The sequence below is a fragment of the Planomicrobium sp. MB-3u-38 genome, assembly GCF_002836425.1.
GTDB classification, from domain to species: domain Bacteria; phylum Bacillota; class Bacilli; order Bacillales_A; family Planococcaceae; genus Planococcus; species Planococcus okeanokoites.
This window is the reverse complement of the sequence record NZ_PJBO01000060.1, coordinates 341698-359555: the sequence shown is the minus strand read 5'-3', so window position 1 is coordinate 359555 and position 17858 is coordinate 341698. Positions and strand designations below refer to the sequence as shown.

At 46.1% G+C, this 17858-nt stretch carries 17 protein-coding genes and 2 riboswitches; of the genes, 8 read left to right on the top strand and 9 right to left on the bottom strand.

The window, feature by feature from the left end:
• Nucleotides 1-16: 16 nt before the first annotated feature.
• Together CXF70_RS12930 and CXF70_RS12925 are read right to left on the bottom strand one after the other, a co-directional pair.
• Entirely contained in the window at nucleotides 17-667 is a 651-nt protein-coding gene (locus CXF70_RS12930) for a DsbA family oxidoreductase (RefSeq protein ID WP_101802990.1), read from the bottom strand.
• Between the two features lie 189 nt (nucleotides 668-856).
• Nucleotides 857-2890, bottom strand: coding sequence for a Na+/H+ antiporter (locus CXF70_RS12925; protein ID WP_101802989.1), 2034 nt, complete (start codon nucleotides 2888-2890; stop codon nucleotides 857-859).
• A gap of 210 nt (nucleotides 2891-3100) precedes the next feature.
• Nucleotides 3101-3205: riboswitch (TPP riboswitch) on the top strand.
• 110 nt (nucleotides 3206-3315) lie between these two features.
• On the opposite strand from CXF70_RS12925, the gene CXF70_RS12920 reads away from it, so the two are divergent.
• From CXF70_RS12920 to CXF70_RS12900, 5 genes are all read left to right on the top strand, one after another.
• Nucleotides 3316-3918: a YkoF family thiamine/hydroxymethylpyrimidine-binding protein gene (locus CXF70_RS12920; protein WP_101802988.1), complete on the top strand. Its 603-nt coding sequence runs from the start codon at nucleotides 3316-3318 to the stop codon at nucleotides 3916-3918.
• A complete protein-coding gene (locus CXF70_RS12915) occupies nucleotides 3911-4492 on the top strand; it encodes an ECF transporter S component (RefSeq protein WP_084245729.1) in 582 nt (193 codons plus the stop codon). The genes CXF70_RS12920 and CXF70_RS12915 overlap by 8 nt, the downstream gene beginning before the upstream one ends.
• Nucleotides 4428-5915, top strand: coding sequence for an ABC transporter ATP-binding protein (locus CXF70_RS12910; RefSeq protein ID WP_233208633.1), 1488 nt, complete (start codon nucleotides 4428-4430; stop codon nucleotides 5913-5915). Before CXF70_RS12915 ends, CXF70_RS12910 begins: the two co-directional genes overlap by 65 nt.
• Nucleotides 5896-6654, top strand: a complete 759-nt coding sequence (locus CXF70_RS12905; protein WP_233208632.1) for an energy-coupling factor transporter transmembrane component T family protein — start codon at nucleotides 5896-5898, stop codon at nucleotides 6652-6654. The genes CXF70_RS12910 and CXF70_RS12905 overlap by 20 nt, the downstream gene beginning before the upstream one ends.
• A 143-nt stretch (nucleotides 6655-6797) precedes the next feature.
• A riboswitch (cyclic di-GMP riboswitch) is annotated at nucleotides 6798-6880 on the top strand.
• A gap of 75 nt (nucleotides 6881-6955) precedes the next feature.
• Nucleotides 6956-7978, top strand: coding sequence for a DUF5667 domain-containing protein (locus CXF70_RS12900; RefSeq protein WP_101802986.1), 1023 nt, complete (start codon nucleotides 6956-6958; stop codon nucleotides 7976-7978).
• 108 nt (nucleotides 7979-8086) lie between these two features.
• Here the strand turns inward: CXF70_RS12900 and CXF70_RS12895 are convergent, their stop codons facing one another.
• The 4 genes from CXF70_RS12895 to CXF70_RS12880 all read right to left on the bottom strand — a co-directional run bounded on the left by CXF70_RS12895 (nucleotide 8087) and on the right by CXF70_RS12880 (nucleotide 11845).
• Nucleotides 8087-9097, bottom strand: coding sequence for a phosphotransferase family protein (locus CXF70_RS12895; protein WP_101802985.1), 1011 nt, complete (start codon nucleotides 9095-9097; stop codon nucleotides 8087-8089).
• Nucleotides 9098-9167: 70 nt separating this feature from the next.
• Complete coding sequence (locus CXF70_RS12890; protein WP_084245719.1) at nucleotides 9168-9587, bottom strand: sporulation protein; 420 nt, start codon at nucleotides 9585-9587, stop codon at nucleotides 9168-9170.
• Between the two features lie 62 nt (nucleotides 9588-9649).
• The gene (locus CXF70_RS12885) at nucleotides 9650-10840 is read right to left on the bottom strand and encodes an AI-2E family transporter (RefSeq protein WP_101802984.1); all 1191 of its coding nucleotides are present in this window, start codon (nucleotides 10838-10840) and stop codon (nucleotides 9650-9652) included.
• 60 nt (nucleotides 10841-10900) lie between these two features.
• Nucleotides 10901-11845, bottom strand: a complete 945-nt coding sequence (locus CXF70_RS12880; RefSeq protein ID WP_101802983.1) for an LCP family protein — start codon at nucleotides 11843-11845, stop codon at nucleotides 10901-10903.
• Between the two features lie 192 nt (nucleotides 11846-12037).
• Between CXF70_RS12880 and msrA the strand changes: the two genes are divergently transcribed.
• On the top strand, nucleotides 12038-12574 hold the full coding sequence (gene msrA, locus CXF70_RS12875; RefSeq protein WP_101802982.1) for a peptide-methionine (S)-S-oxide reductase MsrA: 537 nt from the start codon (nucleotides 12038-12040) through the stop codon (nucleotides 12572-12574).
• Nucleotides 12575-12627: 53 nt separating this feature from the next.
• On the opposite strand, the gene CXF70_RS12870 is transcribed toward msrA, so the two are convergent.
• From CXF70_RS12870 to CXF70_RS12860, 3 genes are read right to left on the bottom strand one after another with little or no spacing between them, the layout of a single operon-like run.
• Nucleotides 12628-13125 (bottom strand): GNAT family N-acetyltransferase, encoded by a 498-nt coding sequence (locus CXF70_RS12870; RefSeq protein WP_101802981.1) that lies wholly within the window; start codon nucleotides 13123-13125, stop codon nucleotides 12628-12630.
• Nucleotides 13122-13847: a YjjG family noncanonical pyrimidine nucleotidase gene (locus CXF70_RS12865; RefSeq protein ID WP_101802980.1), complete on the bottom strand. Its 726-nt coding sequence runs from the start codon at nucleotides 13845-13847 to the stop codon at nucleotides 13122-13124. Before CXF70_RS12865 ends, CXF70_RS12870 begins: the two co-directional genes overlap by 4 nt.
• Before the next feature lie 33 nt (nucleotides 13848-13880).
• Entirely contained in the window at nucleotides 13881-15059 is a 1179-nt protein-coding gene (locus CXF70_RS12860) for an MFS transporter (RefSeq protein ID WP_101802979.1), read from the bottom strand.
• Nucleotides 15060-15146: 87 nt separating this feature from the next.
• Between CXF70_RS12860 and CXF70_RS12855 the strand changes: the two genes are divergently transcribed.
• On the top strand, nucleotides 15147-15383 hold the full coding sequence (locus tag CXF70_RS12855) for a hypothetical protein (RefSeq protein ID WP_084245705.1): 237 nt from the start codon (nucleotides 15147-15149) through the stop codon (nucleotides 15381-15383).
• A 425-nt stretch (nucleotides 15384-15808) separates the two neighbouring features.
• Nucleotides 15809-17416, top strand: a complete 1608-nt coding sequence (locus CXF70_RS12850) for an ABC-F family ATP-binding cassette domain-containing protein (protein WP_084245703.1) — start codon at nucleotides 15809-15811, stop codon at nucleotides 17414-17416.
• Nucleotides 17417-17858: the final 442 nt, after the last annotated feature.

The following is a 17858-nucleotide window of genomic DNA, read 5'->3' as shown; positions in this document are numbered from 1 at the left end:
ACCTCTTCTGGTAGTATTAGCAGAAACCGCCTGGTCCACAAGCCATTCCTTCAAACAAGACTTTAGGCTTTTGTTTCTGCAGTTCTTCGTCAATCAGCTGTTCGAGTGTCTCTTTCGTATGGATGCCGGCGATTTTTGTCTCGCCGATCACGAATGTCGGTACAGCAGTTACCTCAGCCTCTTCATAAGAATGCTCAAGTGCCTGTTCGTGAGCTTCTTTGTACTTACGGGACTCAAGTGCTTCACGATATTCTTTTTCATCCAAGCCGACTTCCCCTGCCAGTTTCGTCAATACATCGACATCACCGATATCCTGGCTCTCCTGGAAAAAGGCTTTCAGCATGCGTTCATTATAGGCAGTGCCTTCCCCTTTTTCTTTGGCATATTGAAACCCTTCAAATGCCAAATGGGTATGCGGCTGGGGTGACACATCCGGAAGAACTATCTCGATTCCCATCTGCTCAGCCATCGGGTAGACCGACTGCGACCAAGTCGTTTGGAGATAATCATCTTCAGGGCGCAATGTCGGATTTGGAGCTGGACGCAACTCGAAAGGCATCCATTCAACTTCCACATCTTTCCCTTTGATCGCTTCCTCTAATGGCTGTTCTGCCAGGAAACAAAACGGACAAACATAATCCGAATATACTTTCACTTTTACTGTCATATCAAAAACCATCCTTTCTGCTAACCAGATAGTTATATAGTTTAAATCAATCGATTTTCATCTGTATTTCTTTTTAATAAAGCCCCTATAAATTTGGTGACTAATGGGAATTTTACGCCGGTTTATGCATGAACACAATAAATATGCTCTTAATTCGAGATTCTCTTTAAAGACTCCCATTAAACAGGTTTATTCATTTTGTTCATATAAAGTAACACTTTCAATGTGATTGATAAATCTCCTTAAGTCTCGCGCTTCTTTTCTGGTGATAACTCCTGATTCATATAGCCGGAAAATTTCAGAGCGCCCGGTATCCAGTACATTGATCCGGAGCTCCTCTTTTTGCAGTTCATATTTTTTGGCACTCATCGAGCCGGGATTATTTAAGCGGCTGATTTTTTGCCTGTAATCAGAAATCACTTCATTCACCAATTCCTTATAACCCAATTTATCCTTCACCTTTTCCAGATCTTGTATCGCGGCCATCATCGCTTCCCTTTGATGTTTCCGACCTTCCGGAAAAGGTTCTGGCCGGTTTTCAATCGCCTCCGGATGATAGCCCTTGAAACGTTTCCACGCCCTTCTCAATTTCCCCTGCAAATAAAAAGTTACCGTCCGGACATTGTTTGAGGCGGCTTCCTCCCGGCGATCGAACGATTTTTCGAATGCTTCGTATATATCCTGGTCCATATTTCCGTTTTCTTTGGTTTTCTGGATGAAATTCCTTTCCGCTTTCAATCCACGGCGTCTGATTTCTTTAAGTTTTCGCTCCAATTCATTATCCACTTTCGCATTTGTGCCTTCAGCAGGCTGAAGCTGCTCAAATCTCCATTTGTATTCATCGATCAAATCATAAGCCGCCGCTTCGTTTTCTTCATTCATTTCATGACGGATTTTTTTAAGAGAAGCGAGCAGTACCCGCCTTCTGGCTTCTTCCAGACTGATCTTTCCTGTTTCTCTTTGCCGCTTTTCGGGACTCTTGCTCAACAGCGGCAGACAAATAGTGGCCAACAGCAAAGTGTACAGGATTGTTCCTGCGGCAAGAAATAAAAGCAGCGGTCGCTCAGGGAAACCTTCACCGTTCTCCATCAGAAAAGGTATCGACAACACGCCGACCATGGTAATAGTGCCGCGGACACCTGTCAGGCTGATCAGCAAGGCTGTTTTTAAATTCGGCTTCGGGGCGTCGGGCATTTTTCCGCGGCGAAATTCATATATGGAAAACAAATATGCCCACACAAATCGAATGCCTAAGATCACAGTTCCAACAGCGAAAACATAAAAGAATACCAGCCCATATCCTCTGCCCGGATCTTCCAATATTCCGCTCATCGAAGTCGGAAGACTCATGCCGAGCAGCAGGAACACAATACCGTTCAGGATAAACAGAATAATCGTCCATATGTTTTCTGTCACAACTTGTTCTTCTGCGACCAGTGTCGCTGTCTGGTCCCGTACCAGAGAATGGACGATCCCGGCCACTACGACGGCGATTACGCCGGAAGCCTGCAAAATGTCTTCCGTAATCATGAAGATGATAAAAGGTGTGAGAATCTGAAGAAGTGTATGAAATGTCACATCGGTTATCCCTTGCTTCCGAAGCGTCAGGCGGATGCCGATAAGTAATAATGCGAGTACCAGTCCGAAAATTCCGCCTGCCACAAATTTATAAGAAAAGTCCAGAACCGCTTCCTGTAATGAAAAATAACCCGTTACAACTGCCGCCACTGCATAATTGAACGCGACAAGTCCGGATGCATCATTGATCAGCGATTCTCCTCTGACCAGATTCAGGACACCCTTTGGCAAATGGATTCGTTTTGCAATGCCGTTAACCGCGACTGGGTCTGTCGGAGACAAAATAGCCGCAAGCGCAAATGCTGCAGCAAGCGGAATTTCAGGTATCATCCAATGAATGAACAAACCGCCCACAATCGTCGTCAAAAATACGAGGAAAACCGCGTTGCCCAGAATCGGCCCTCTCATCCTCCACAATTCTTCTCGTGGATAATTATGGCCGTCATTATATAAGAGCGGAGCAATAAACAACAGCAAGAACCATTCAGTTTCGATATCAAGCGAAATCCCCTCAAACATCAGCACCAGCATCAGGCCAAGTGATACTTGAACCAGAGCCACAGGGATAAAAGGGATATAATTACTGATGACATTCGACAGCAAAAGACAAATCAACAGTGTTAATATGGTAAACAATAAGCCCATAGGATTCTCCCTTCCGCTCACGCATTGGTTTTTCCGGTATTCTTGCTATACCCTGAAATCATACAAATAAAATTCTCTTGCGCAACCCTGCATCAAGCGCGTCAAATTTCAATCAAACTTCCTTTTTTCATTTACTGGTCTTTACTTCTTTTCCACGTTCATTTACACTGAAGCCATCGGGTCAACCCGAACACAAAAACCGCATACCGTTTTCTGCACTGGGGGTGCTTATTTAGCTGAGATGCGAGCGAAAGCTCCGATCCCTTATGACTCGATCAGGTTAGGACCTGCGTGAGGAAGTGCGGTGACTTTCCGCAAAACGAACTTTTCAGGAGCTCGACTCTCCTTTTAATTTGCATGGAACAGTGGCTGCATCTTCACGGATGCGGCCTTTTTTGTGCACATTTTTAAGGAGGAATATTGTTATGGAACCATTGCAATGCGGCACCAGCCCGATTGTCGGATTTCGCTTCACGCTCAATCCGATGTCCGGCGACTTCATCAAAATAATCAAAGGGGCGCTGAATGAAACAGACACCTCGAATGTCTGGATGCACACGGATGATGTCTCGACCGTCATCCGAGGAAAACAGAATCACGTCTTCAATGTAGCAAAAGCGCTGACACTGCACGCAGCCAAAACCGGCGAACATGTGGCATTGTACGGCACGTTCTCAATCGGCTGCCCGGGAGATTCGTCAGGAGATGTCTACCTCGACAAAGGCGATAAATTGTTGAATACGGATAACACAAAGCAGTATGTATCGTCGCAGTTTGCACTTTATCCGATGAACAACCCGGATTATATGAGCGTTATTTACCGTGAAGTGGAACGGGCAAAAGAACACTGCGTCTGGAACGATTCGATGCATTACGCGAGCGGAATCCACGGCGATATACACGATGTCTTTGCATTCTTTGAAGAATCATTCACTCATGCACGTTCTGATGAACACCGACATCTGGTCATGACGGTATCGATGAGCATCAACAGCCCGTCTCACAAAGGGGGCACCGAAAATGCTTAAATCGTGGAAACTGAAGGAAATTGTATTGATGTCCCTGTTCGGAGTCGTGTTTGGCATCGTCTACCTGTTATTCATCCACCTCGGCAATATATGGGCTGGTCTGATCGGCCCCATCGCCTATGAATGGATGTTCGGCATCTGGTTTATCGTTTCAATCATCTGTATGCACATTATCCGTAAGCCCGGCGCTGCCTTAATTCCCGAAACCATGGCGGCAATCATCGAAGTGATGCTTGGAAATGCGGTTGGTCCGCGTCTCATCCTTTCCGGGATTGTTCAAGGGCTCGGCGCTGAAGCCGCTTTTGCTGTGACGCGTTACCGCCACTTTAATATTTTCGTATTTATGCTTGCAGGCATCGGTGCGGCAGTATTCAGCTTCATCTACGGTTATTTCGTATCCGGCTACGCGGCGCTCGATCCCTCATTCGTTGCGCTGATGTTCACACTGCGCGTATTGAGTGGAGCAATCATCGCAGGAATTGGCGGCAAATATATCGGGGATGCGCTGCTTGCGACCGGTTCACTTCGCGGCTACGCCATTGCCCGGACACAGCCGCGTGATGCCAATGCCTGACACTATCTTTGAAATGAATAATGTCAGCTTCCGTTTTCCGGATGACCAATCACCGACACTTTCATCCATCTCTTTTGCGATCGAGCGCGGCGAACGGGTCGCCATTTCCGGTCCCAGCGGCTCCGGCAAGTCGACGTTGCTGTATTTATTGAACCGGCTCTACCCCGCCAATTGCGATGGCATCGTGGATGGCGAAATTCACTCTTTCGGCAAATCGGCTGATTCTTATGCACCGGGAGAAATCAACCACCGCGTGGCAACCGTTTTTCAGGATCCGGATTCGCAGTTCTGCATGCCGACGGTCGAAGAAGAGCTTGCCTTCACACTGGAAAACTTGAATACCCCGGCAAGCGAAATGGAGGAGCGGATCCGTCATGTCCTGGATTTAACCGGTCTGTCCCACCTCCGGCATGTTTCAATCCAAACACTTTCCGGCGGAATGAAACAGCGGGTTGCCACTGCCTGTGCATTAGTTATGAATCCCGAAGTCCTGTTGCTGGATGAACCTATTTCGCATCTCGATCCATATACCGCCAAAGAATTTATCCTTTGGCTCGATCAATTGCAAAAGACGTTCAATCTGACAATCATCGCTGTTGAACACAGGCTGGATTATTGGGGAACATTTTTTAACCGTGAGATTAAGGTTACGAGCGATGGCAGAATTTCTGAAGATGCCATCTTCAAGCCACATGAAACATTGCGGTACCCGCTCCGGTTGAATTCAATGCTTGATTCCACCGTTCTAACTGCGACCGGACTTTCAGTCAAGGTGAAAGGCAATACAATGCTCCACCCTTTATCCATGACTGCAAAAAAAGGGGAATGCATTGTTATTGCAGGACCAAATGGCAGCGGAAAATCGACATTGGTGAAAGCGATCTGCGGCATCTATAAAAAGGTAGCCGTGAAATTCGCATCAGACCCGTGCGGCTATGTGCCACAATCACCAGAATTTCTGTTTCTAACTTCAACAGTCCTTGACGAACTGGCTTTTGGCGGAACATCTTCCCAACAGGAACTGAATGATCTCATAGAGTCTCTCCGTTTAACGGATATCAAGGAACACAATCCTTTTGCTGTCAGCCACGGCCAGAAACGCCGGGTGGCGATCGGAGCGATGCTGGCGGATAAACGAAATGTGCTGTTTCTCGATGAACCGACTTCAGGCCAGGATGAAGCGGCGCTTTTGGAATTGTTCCGTCTTATCGACAGCCGGTTGGATCGGGGAGATACTGTTTTTATCGTCACGCATGATATGGAGTTCGCTGCCGCAGTCGCCGATTCTGTTGTGCTATTAAAAGACGGCAGAATGACCGGGAAATTTATTTCCGAGAGAGTGTGGCAAGACGTGGAACTGCTTGCGTCCCATAACCTGCTAGCGCCGAAAGGAGTGACGCGACGTGCGGAATCTTTTGCATGATATGAATCCCGCGATGAAATTCATCACAGTGACGATCGCGATGCTTGGTCTCGCATTTTTCTTTAATCCTTGGACGCCGCTGCTCGTTTTTATCAGCATCCTTTTAATGCAGTTCGTTTTCAGCAGCATCAATTGGAAGCTTTGGACTTTGTTCATGTTTCCTTTTGTGCTGGGCGCATTCGGCTATCTCTGGACAACGATTGTTTTCAGTGCTGAAACCGGCGGCACAGTCATATGGTCGCTGTTCGGACATGATGTGACTGATAGGCAACTGGCATTGGCGTTATCCCTGTCTTTCCGTGTTCTGGCGTTTTCTTCCCTCTCTCTCCTGTTCGCGTTGACGACGGATCCGGTAAAATTCGTCATGAGCCTGATGCAGCAATTGAAACTGTCACCAAAACTAGCCTATGGTGTATTGGTGGGCTATCAGTTCCTCCCCGTGCTGAGAGATGAATTCTTTCAGATCCAACAGGCACATCGCCTCCGCGGAACAGCGGTTGAAAAATACTGGTGGCAGAGGCTTCTTAATATCCGCAGAATCATTATTCCGATGCTTGCCGGAGCTGTGAGAAAAGCGGAGCGCTCCGCTTTTGCGATGGAAGCGCGTGGATTTACCGGTGAAGCCCGAAAAGAGTTCTATCAGCCTGTGTCTATAAAGCCTAAAGATTTTGCTTTATCTGCCGCAATCTTGCTGCTTGTAATCCTTTCTTCGATTACGGGTACGGTTCTATCTTCTTGAGTGATTTTAAAACCATTCCACTTGAAAATTTATACAATAAATAAGTTCATTTTACCCTACCTAGTTCTATAGTATTCATTTAAACTTAAGTGGCAATAATTTTCTGTTTTTCTTTCAAAGCTAAGCAAAATATTTATTCGCATCTTGTATAAAGGCAAAACAGCTGAAAGGCTGTGACGCAAAGTTACAGGCCTGTGGCTTCGGCTATGGCGGCTGGACTGCCGGGAATGGCGGTTGATACTTCTATTATAGTAGAGTTCCGAATCCCTTCGATTTGAAATAAGAACTCGGGGGTAATGAGATGTTGTCAAAAAGTAAAAAAGAACAAGTTTCCAAACAGATCAAGCGCTATTTTGCAGTCGGGGTGATTGCTTCAGCTGGCATGCTGTCGTTGAATGCACTGGCTGCCTCAGCCGATGAACATTCTCCAGCTGCTGAAGAAAATGCAACTGACACAACTGTAGCAGAAGAACCCGCACTGGTGCCGGGTGACTTCTTTTATTTCCTGAAGCAATTGCAGGAAACGGTCCAATTGGCTTTCACGTTTGACCAAGCTGCGGAAGCGGAATTATTTGCTGAGTATGCAGAGCAGCGCATTCTGGAAGCGGAAGCTTTGATGGCTGCGGGCGATGAGGAATTGGCAGTCCAAACGCTGGAGAAAGCATTGGCGCTGTATGAAGAAGGCCTTGATCAGCTGGTGGATGGCGACGAAGATGAAAAGGAAGAGCCGCCTGCTGACGAACCGGACGGAGAAGAACTTCCAGCTGAAGAGGCTGAAGAAGAACCTGTCGATATGGGTTCGGAAACGGATGAAGATTTGACGGAAGAAGACGCGCGTGCTGCATTGGAAGCCAAGTTCAGTTCCAGCCTGCTGGCGCTGCAAGCAGCCATGGAGAAAGTGACGAATCCGCAGGCAAAGGAATCGCTGGCTAAAAATGTCGCCAAAGCGATGGAGCGCCTGGATCGCAAAGTGGCGAAGGAACTCGCCAAATTAGAGGAATCCGACGAAGAAGCGGAAGAGCCTTCTGAAGAGGAAGTTGTTCCGGAAGAAGACACAGTAGAAGAACCGGAAACACCTGAAGAACCGGTTGAGAATGAATCTGCTGAGACTGAAGAAGCTGCCGAACTTCCGGAAGATGAAGTTACGGACGAGGAATCAGGCACGGTTCCGCCACCATCCGAGGAACCCGATGCTGAAGATGATGTGAATGAAGAACAGGATGCGGCGGCGAAAGCCGTGAAAGCGGAAGAGAAAGCGGCCGAAAAAGCAGAACAGGACGCTGCGAAAGAAAATCCGAAAGAGAAAAAAGATAAGAAGGATTGATTCAGCATCAATTCTTCAACGAAATAAAGCGGACAGGATATACATTTATCCGGTCCGCTTTTTTGTATGTATTATTTTAAAACTGGATACATAGATAAATCGTTGTTGTTATAACATCTCTTGAATAGTCGAATATCTATCCCACTCATTCATCGTTTGTCTGATCAGCTTCTGGAGGTCTCTCAATCGCACTTCGCCGCATTCTTCATTATTGGCCAGGTCACACAAGGCGATCAGATCCAATAATTTTGCCTGTTGCAGCCAGTGCTGCGGCAATATGCCTCCGTTATCCCGGTAACTGGAGATAAACGGCCCCATAAATAAAGAAACATCTCCATTCTCATACCGCAGCATATTGCCAATATCGATCAATGGCGAATTGCTGAAAGCGAACTCCCAGTCTAAAATGCCGGTCACCCTGATACCGTTCCCTTCCCTTTCAACTAGTATATTCAACGCATTAAAGTCACTGTGCACCAAAGAGGACTGATTGCCCAAATGATCCAGTAAAGGGGCCTGCTCCTTAGCGAACTGACCGATTTTGTGAACCATATCGGAACCTAAATTTTGCATCACCTGGCGGTCACGAAGAATCTCATCCAACACTGCCAAAAATGACGCTGCACCCGATATTTCAAATTCCTGTATTTTGAGCGTTGCATCAAAAAATCCTGGAGAAGAAAACTGAATGCTATGCATTTCCGCCAGATGCCTGCCCACTTCATTGCCCGAATTTGCAAGGTCGCTGGGATCCCCTTTTTGAAACAACTCGGACAACTGAAAACCATCCACCCAGGTTAAGACTAAAAACGGATACTCCAGCAATGACAATGAAAAATCATGATAGAGCACTTCAGGTACAGGCAGCTTCCCTTGGACGAGCTGCAAAACTTCTTTTTCTATTTCCGCTTTTTTGCCGCCATCATTATAGATCCGCAGAACAATTGTCTCTTCATTTTGCAAAGTTATTTTTAAATTGGAATTGCTGAGTCCGCCGCCGAGCGGTTCGATTCGTGTTATGGGCTTTCCATTCAACATTTCTTTCAGCATTACGGATATTGTCGGATGGTCCGGTAAAATCATCGGTTTGGTTCGTTCCCAGCCTGCTTTCAATTCCATCACTTCCAGTTCTTATATTTTTGCGATTTATAGAATTAAAAATATTTTAACACAAAAAAAGAAGGCTTTATCAGCCTTCAATCTTCCCATATGTAATCTCGTCTTCATCACGTACATCCACACCTTCGCGGATGTGCACTATCGTCCGCAAAATCAGACGCGCTTTATCAGTTTCCACCAGCCAGCGTTCATCCGGCACGATTTCAAATTGCTGCATCACTGTATCCTTAGATTTGACGGAGCCCGCAAATTCCATGGATTGCTTGGCTACGATGGTTTCGATAATGTTAAAATCACTGTCTTCTCGATAATCGTCGATTATTTTAATGACATGTAATTCCACGTAGTCAACTTCCTGGTCGGAGTCTCCCCCTTCAAAATAGATGGTGCCGTTCAAGGTCTCGCCTTCTTCCAAATGCGGCCTCTCCACAACTGTTTCGACTTTCATCGAGCCAAAGCCGATAGATGATAAAAACTCTTTGAATTTCATATCTCGGAAACCTCCAAATATTTGTATTATCCCTTTACCACTTCCGGTTTAACTGTAAACTTCTAGTGCAGCTCCGTGTAATCATATTGATTGCCGAGCACAGGTTCATGTTTATTGTATCTGCGTTTAAACAGCTTGAATATATGGGATACCAGAACCCGCAGAATCGCATATGCCGGAATACCCAGGATCACCCCGGCTACACCAAACAGTGAGCCGGCAGTCAACAGCACGAAAATGATCGTGACCGGGTGGATAAATAGTGTTTTTCCCATTACCTGTGGGGAAATGATGTTCCCTTCCACCAATTGTACCACTGTCCATACGATCGCAAGCTTCACTAACATGAATGGCGAAGTTACAAGGGCGATGATAACTGCAGGCGTAATCGCGATGGCTGGCCCGATATACGGGACGACGCTTGTGAACATAGCCAATACACCCAGAAGCAGTGCATACTTCATGCCAATGATCAGGAATCCTATGAAAACCATGACGCCGATTAAGAAAGCGACGATCAATTGCCCTTGAATGTAAGCACTTAACTGCCTATCTGCTTCCCCAAATACTTCTCGCGTATCATCGCGCAGACGCGGCGGGAGAAGTTTTAAAATATATTCAGGAAGCTTTTCGCCGTCTTTAAGCAAATAAAACAAAATGAATGGAACAATGACGATCGACAGGACAAAACTTGTAATCGTCGAAAGGAAACCAGTGATCCCGGTAATGATGCTTGCCACAACATCCTGGAGTATGCCGGACAGATTGTCCGGCAGCGTTTCCATCAATTGATCGATGTCGAAATTAGAGCCGGTATAGTAATCCCCGACAAAAGAAGTTCGAAGAAACGCGTCGATGTCTGTCAATAACTGCATGAAATATTGCGGGAACTCTTCAATCAGCATCTGCAGCTGCTCTCTGAGAAACGGCAGGATCAGGAAAGTGACAAGCGTCAACAGACCGACGACACCCATGAAGATAATCAGGATCCCCCATATCCTTTTGATGCGGAAACGCTCAAGAAGCCTAAGTACAGGTCTCAACAAGTAATACAGGATCATAGCCAGCGTAACCGGCAAAACGACTGTCTGCATAAAGACGCTCAGCGGATTGAAGATGAATGACACTTCCCTGAATATGAAAATGATCAAACCGATCAATACTAAAGCGATTAATGTGAATAACGTGTTTCGGCCTCCCAGGAACTGAATGTAATTCGTTCTGAAAAAGGATGGCTTATTTTCTGGTTCCATGGCGCGCCCTACTTTCCATATGGACTATTCTATTTTATTTTATCATATTTTCAGAATTTTTCATTGCAGCGGCTGATCTAAAAATTCACTTAATGCCTGTCGGTTCTGTTCCAGATTTATCTCCAGGACAGATCCGGCTTGCGCATAACTGCCATAGCTGTAGCTGCCTTCAACGGGAATCGTCAGCCTTTCAACGCCTTCCGTTCCACCGGTTGCCATATCAGTCGCCAGCTTTATTTGATCAAGCACTGGCATATCGGTTTGCACATAGCCTTGTGCGGCTCCCGCCAATTTCGGGAATTTAGGAATTGCGGAGATGCTGATCATCTCTTCTTTCAAAGCGGCTAGAACCTGCTGCTGGCGGCGCACACGGCCGAAATCCCCTTCATTGTCTGCCCGAAAACGAGCATAGCCCAGCAATTCCTTGCCGTTCAAACGTTGTTCGCCTTGTGTCAGGGATACGCCGATATTTTCGGACATATCTTTTTCGACATCCATTTTGACACCATTCGGCGCGGCAATATCCACCAACTTCTCAAAACTGGAAAAATCGACAAGTGCATAATGCTGAATTTCCACACCGAACATATTGCGCAGCGTATCAGCCAGCAGATCCACGCCGCCTAAATAATATGCTGTATTCAATTTATACGATTGATATCCAGGAATTTCCGCATAGATGTCCCGCATGAATGACACGACTTTCACATCATTCGTTTCTTTATTGTGTGCGACGAGCATCATCGTATCTGTACGGGATTTCTCTTCTCCCCGTGCATCCACACCCAGAACCAGGATGTTTTCGTAGCCATCGTTTTCTTCATCATTATTGAATTCGACTTCCGGCAAGTCCGATTCTTCTGCCAGTTTCTTGCCGCTTTGGTACTGCATAAAAAAGTAAGCGCCCAGGGCAAGCAATACAATCATCAACAGGAACAGGATTCCCCGTTTCCGAAATCTTCTTTTTTTGCGGCGTTTACCTCTTAGTTGGCGTTCTTCTTCCATTAATGACACATTCCTTTCTATATCCATGCAAATATGACGCATGGAACTTTTGCAGGTTTCGGTTGGCTTTTTATATTTACGGATTCTTGAAAGCTGATTTCACCTTATCTCCATACAGTATAAACAATTTTATTGTCTGGAAACAGTTGCAGTGGTACTATTTCTCTTATGAACGACAGGAGGAGAATGATTATGGCAGAGAAAGCAACATTTGCAGGCGGTTGTTTCTGGTGTATGGTCAAACCGTTTGACCAATTTGACGGAATAGAGAAAGTGGTATCGGGTTATTCCGGCGGACACGTTGAAAATCCCACTTATGAGCAGGTCAAGACTGGCACAACCGGCCATCTTGAAGTGGTCGAAATCACATTCGATCCGGAAGTTTTCCCATATGAGCAGCTGCTTGATATTTTCTGGCAGCAGATCGATCCAACAGACAATGAAGGACAGTTCCAGGATCGCGGAGATCAGTATAGACCTGCCATCTTTGTCCATAATGACAGACAGCGTGAAATCGCCGAAACTTCAAAGCAGGAACTGGATGCATCCGGACGATACAATAAACCGGTCAACACACCAATTCTTGAAGCTGCACCTTTTTATGCTGCAGAAGACTACCACCAGGATTATTATAAGAAAAACTCGGAACATTATCTGGAAGACCGTGCTCAATCGGGCCGTGATGATTTTCTGGATGCCGTATGGAAACAGGAAAAAATCGAAAAATAATATTGACGGACGCTTCTGAAATGGAAGCGTCCGTTTTTTATCTATCTATTTATTCATCCTAGCAGCTTCGCCATAAAATACTCATCTATGTATTCACCGTTGACTTTCAACGAGTTCTTTTTGATTCCTTCTATCTTAAAGCCCGCCTTCTGGTATAAAGCGACACCGGCGCGATTGTGCATCATCACCGTCAATTCAAGGCGGTGGATATTATTTTCCTCTGCCCAGCTATCAAGCCCTGCAAATAATCGCGTTCCCACTCCCTGTCCCCGGCTTGCTTCAGCAATACCGATTGCCAGATACACATTATGGCTCATCCGCTGAGTGCTATTGCCGATGATGAAGAGATAACCTTTCAGTTCCCCATTGTCTTCTGCCAACAGTATCGCTGATTTTTCATCCTGTTCAACCGCCGCTATTCTTTTGTCTAACTGATCTGGTGCTATTTGCCTTTCACCCGGTTCAAATAGCATGAAGCCTGATCTTTCTGCATCAGCCATCAAACTCACCAATCGTTCCGCGTCAGCAGTTTCCGCTTGTCTGATGATCACTTGGATCCTACCTTTCCTTGTGTAAAACTTCCATTCACTATATCAATGATTTCCAGAAGATCTCTTATTTCAAAAGTCGGCTCCACTGGACTGTCATTCTTTTTGGCTGATGGATTGAACCAGATTGTATCAATGCCATAATTGATGCCGCCCTGAATATCGGATGTCAATGAATCGCCGACGATGATCGCATTCTCTTTCGCTTCAACTCCAATTTTAGAAAAAGCGAATTCAAATATTCCGGGATCCGGCTTTTGATATCCAGCCTCTTCAGAGATGACAATGTGGTCAAAATGCTGGCCAAGATCCGAATTTTTCAGTCTGGAAGTCTGGACTTCTCCAAACCCGTTCGTCATTATCACCAGCCGACAATGCGATAACTGCTCAAGAACTTCAAGTGCGCCCGCCATCAAATGCGCCTCCTTGCCCAGATAGCTTAAATAAGCGCTGCTGAAAGCGATTGGGTCTTTGTCTGAGCGATGTTCAAGAAACAGTCTGCGGAATCGTTCGATGCCAAGTTCCCGCAAAGCAATATTGCCCTGCTCGAGATCCTGCCAAAGAACTTTGCTGATGGCTCTGTAACTGGCATGCATATCCATGAAACCATTCGGCAGATCAAATTCCATGAACGTGTTATGTAATGCCGCTTGTTCGGATAATGCAAAATCCATTAATGTATCGTCGATGTCAAAAATAATCGTAGTGTAAATCTGCTCTTTCATAATTGGTCTTCCCCTTTTTGATTCGTATTAATTTTACTCAGCTGCAGGTTTTTCTTTCAATAAAAAAGCGAACACCATGAGAATCGCGATGAAACCCAGGAACAGGCTAAGAGATATCATATGGTTTTGAAACCGGTCATAAAATAAGCCGATTGCAAAAGGCGTAAGCGCGGAAATGATATACCCTCCCGATTGGATCATCGCAGTCCAGCTGTTGACGTCATCCGGCGTAGCGTTTTCATCCAACGGCATCATTAATGCCAATGGGAACAGACCTCCGAGTGTGATGCCCAGGCAAATCGCTGCAGGCCAGATAAAGGCACCGCCCGCAAACATCAGCAATATAACACCAACCGCTCCGAACCCAAGACTGACCATGATCCATAAATGCCGGCTTGGCCATTTTTCAAGAAGCAGCGGAATCGATAGATTGCAGGCGATCTGTACAGTCGACATGACCGTCAAAACTGCACCGGCAACGATTATTGACATGCCTTTTTCGATTGCAATCGGCGCTAGCCAGGTAATGATGGAAAAGAACAAAGCCGACTGGAAACCGAAAAACAGCAGCATATACCAGGCACGCCTGTTTTTCCAAGGCGAAACGACTGCTGCACCTTCCATCGGAATTTCAGCAACTTCAGCTGCCGGCTCCTTTACGCGAAGCCATAAGATGATCGCCGCAATCGACAGCAGCCCCCAGCTTGCCAAGGCAGTTGGCCATCCCGAAAATGAATAGAAAACACCCGTCAAACCCGCCGCCAATGTTGCCCCGAGCCCCATGCCGAATGAATAGACACCGATCAATGAAGCTGTCCGGGTCGGAAAATTCCGCTTGATCATCGCAGACAGCAACGGGCTGATGATCGCAATTGATAAACCGATAAAAAATGCGCTGGTCAGGAGAACAGGATATGTCGGCAGGAATCCGCGGAGCAAGGTGAATGCCCCGATCGAAGTCAACAGAACCGCGATGGATTTTTTCAGTCCGAGCTTTTTATTAAACACAACCGCAAGCGGAGCAAACAGCCCCATGCAGAAAACGGGAACCGAAGTCAGCAGACTCACTTTGCTGCTTGTCAGCGACAACTCTTCCCGCATCGTATCCAGCAACGGCCCGATCGATGAAATGGCCGGCCGGAGATTTACGGATACAAAAAGGATCGCCAGCACCATGATGCCGAGCGCGGATTTTTTTTGCTTGTCTGTCAAAATGGAAACACCTCTTCCTGCGCCAATCAAACTTGTGTTCGCCGCAAAATTTTATTAAAATAAGGGCAGTGAAAGGCGGTTACTTTTATGAAACTTGTAAATTGGAGTTACGCGAAACGTTATAATATAAAAGCTATATTTGATGAATTTCCTCACGTCGTTGTATGGTTCCGCCAAATCGGCGGCTATTATTTCATCTTTACCATGAAAGGCCTGACGCCCGAGCATATTCCGAACCGGCGCGATTACGTAAAAATGGAGTATTTACTCAATAAGGACCTCGGCCTCCTTGAAGCCTATAAGGCACGAAAATATAAGGTTTAGCAACATTTTTAAAAATATAATAAAGAAAATTATATAACCGATGTTTCGCAAAACAGCTTACCTTGCCAAAAACCTCGTGCTCCTGCATCGCTGCGCTAGCTTCGTCGCAAAGCGCCGGTCGAAGAGCCTTCGACCACGCTTGACTCGCGCTGAACTTATTTCCCAAGTCATCTTCGCTGTTGTGATCCACATCACTAGAGAAAATTCTAGCGACGGCGCGCTCCAGGACTGGGCGGAACAATAAGACGAGTGATCTTCTCGGCTTATTGTGTGAGCCTTGTCCAAAGCGCCGAAGCGTTATGGAAAGAATATCTCTTATCGAAACACACTCTTTTAGTTTATCGAACACTGCATTCAGATGCTATCTGTTTTTGTCCATTTCATGGTATACTAATTGCATTGTGAAATTTAGGAGGTACGTATTAATGATAGCAGTAAATGATGTAAGTTTACGTTTCGGTGACCGTAAATTATTCGAAGACGTGAACATCCAATTCAACCCGGGAAATTGCTACGGACTGATCGGAGCCAATGGTGCCGGTAAATCCACGTTCATCAAAATCCTTTCCGGAGAACTTGAAGCACAATCCGGCAATGTCTATATGGGTTCAGGTGAGCGCCTTGCCGTATTGAAGCAGGACCACTTCGAATACGAAGAAAAGCAAGTTCTTGATACAGTAATGATGGGCTATAAGAAATTATATGATGTCATGACTGAGAAAAATGCCATTTATATGAAGGAAGATTTTTCTGATGAAGATGGCATGCGTGCAGCTGAACTCGAAGGCGAGTTTGCAGAATTGAATGGCTGGGAAGCTGAATCTGAAGCCGCAATCCTTTTGCAGGGGCTTGGTATTTCGGATGATCTGCACGACAAGAAAATGGCTGAACTATCCGGTTCCGATAAAGTAAAAGTGCTTTTGGCACAGGCCCTTTTCGGCAAACCTGACGTTCTTCTTCTCGATGAGCCTACCAACCATTTGGATCTTAAAGCGATCCAATGGCTGGAAGACTTCCTCATGAACTTTGAAAACACCGTCATCGTCGTATCGCATGACCGTCACTTCTTGAATAAAGTCTGTACGCACATTGCGGATTTGGATTTCGGTAAAATCCAGCTGTATGTAGGCAACTACGACTTCTGGTATGAGTCAAGCCAATTGGCGACTCGCCTGGCTTCTGACCAAAACGCGAAAAAAGAAGAAAAAATCAAAGAATTGCAAGCCTTTATTGCCCGCTTCTCAGCTAATGCTTCCAAATCGAAGCAAGCCACGTCGCGTAAAAAAATGCTTGATAAGATTGAATTGGACGATATCCGTCCTTCATCGAGAAAATACCCATTCGTCAACTTTACGATCGGCCGCGAAATCGGCAACGACGTTTTGACGGTTAAAGACTTGAGCCAGACAGTGGACGGCAATAAACTATTGAGCGGCATCAACTTCAATATGAATAAAGATGATAAGATCGTATTGATCGGAGATCCATTAGCGAAATCCGCTTTGCTCCGCATACTTGCCGAAGAAGATGAGCCGGAAGAAGGCTTTGCGCGCTGGGGCGTTACAACGTCACGCGCATACCTTCCGATTGATAACACAGCTTACTTTGAAGGCAGCGAGCTGTCGCTCGTCGACTGGCTTCGTCAATATTCACCTGAAGATGAAAGCGAAACCTTTCTTCGCGGCTTCCTCGGAAGAATGCTGTTCTCCGGCGAAGAAGTGAAAAAGAAACCATCTGTATTGTCAGGTGGCGAAAAAGTACGCTGCATGCTTTCTAAAATGATGCTGTCACATGCCAACGTCCTATTGTTGGATGAACCTACCAACCACTTGGACCTGGAGTCAATACAGGCATTGAACAACGGCATGATCGCTTTCAAAGGCGCGATGGTCTTCACATCGCATGACCATCAGTTCATCCAGACAGTTGCCAACCGTGTGATTGAAATCCGCGAAGACGGATCCATCCTCGACAAGCAATTGACTTATGATGAATTCCTTGAATGGAAAGAATCGCAAGGCATTACTAACTAACCTAAAAAATCCCGCCACACTTTGAATGTGTGGCGGGATTTTTATTCTTGTTAAACAAAATAACCGATATTGCGCAAAACCGCTTCGAAGGCATTAGCCGTGTCTTGCACGGTGAATGCCTTTGCGACGAAGTGCGCAGCACTGCAGGAGCACGGTTTTTAAGGCTGCTCCTGCATCGCTGCGCTAGCTTCGTCGCAAAGCGCCGGCCGAAAGGTCTTCGGCCACGCTTGGCTTGCACTGAGCTAACTCGGACTCGGTCCCCTTCGTCCGAGTGGATCTCAGCACTTCGCACGAAACGGAGTTGAAAAGCCAACTCCGTTTCTAATCCCCTGGGAGTCTCGCTGGTTTGCTCCATATCTCAGAATTGCTTTCTGCAAAGAATACGTTTATTCATGTCTCGAATCCAGCGCTCCGATGCAGAGACAGTAGCATCGTTTTCGCA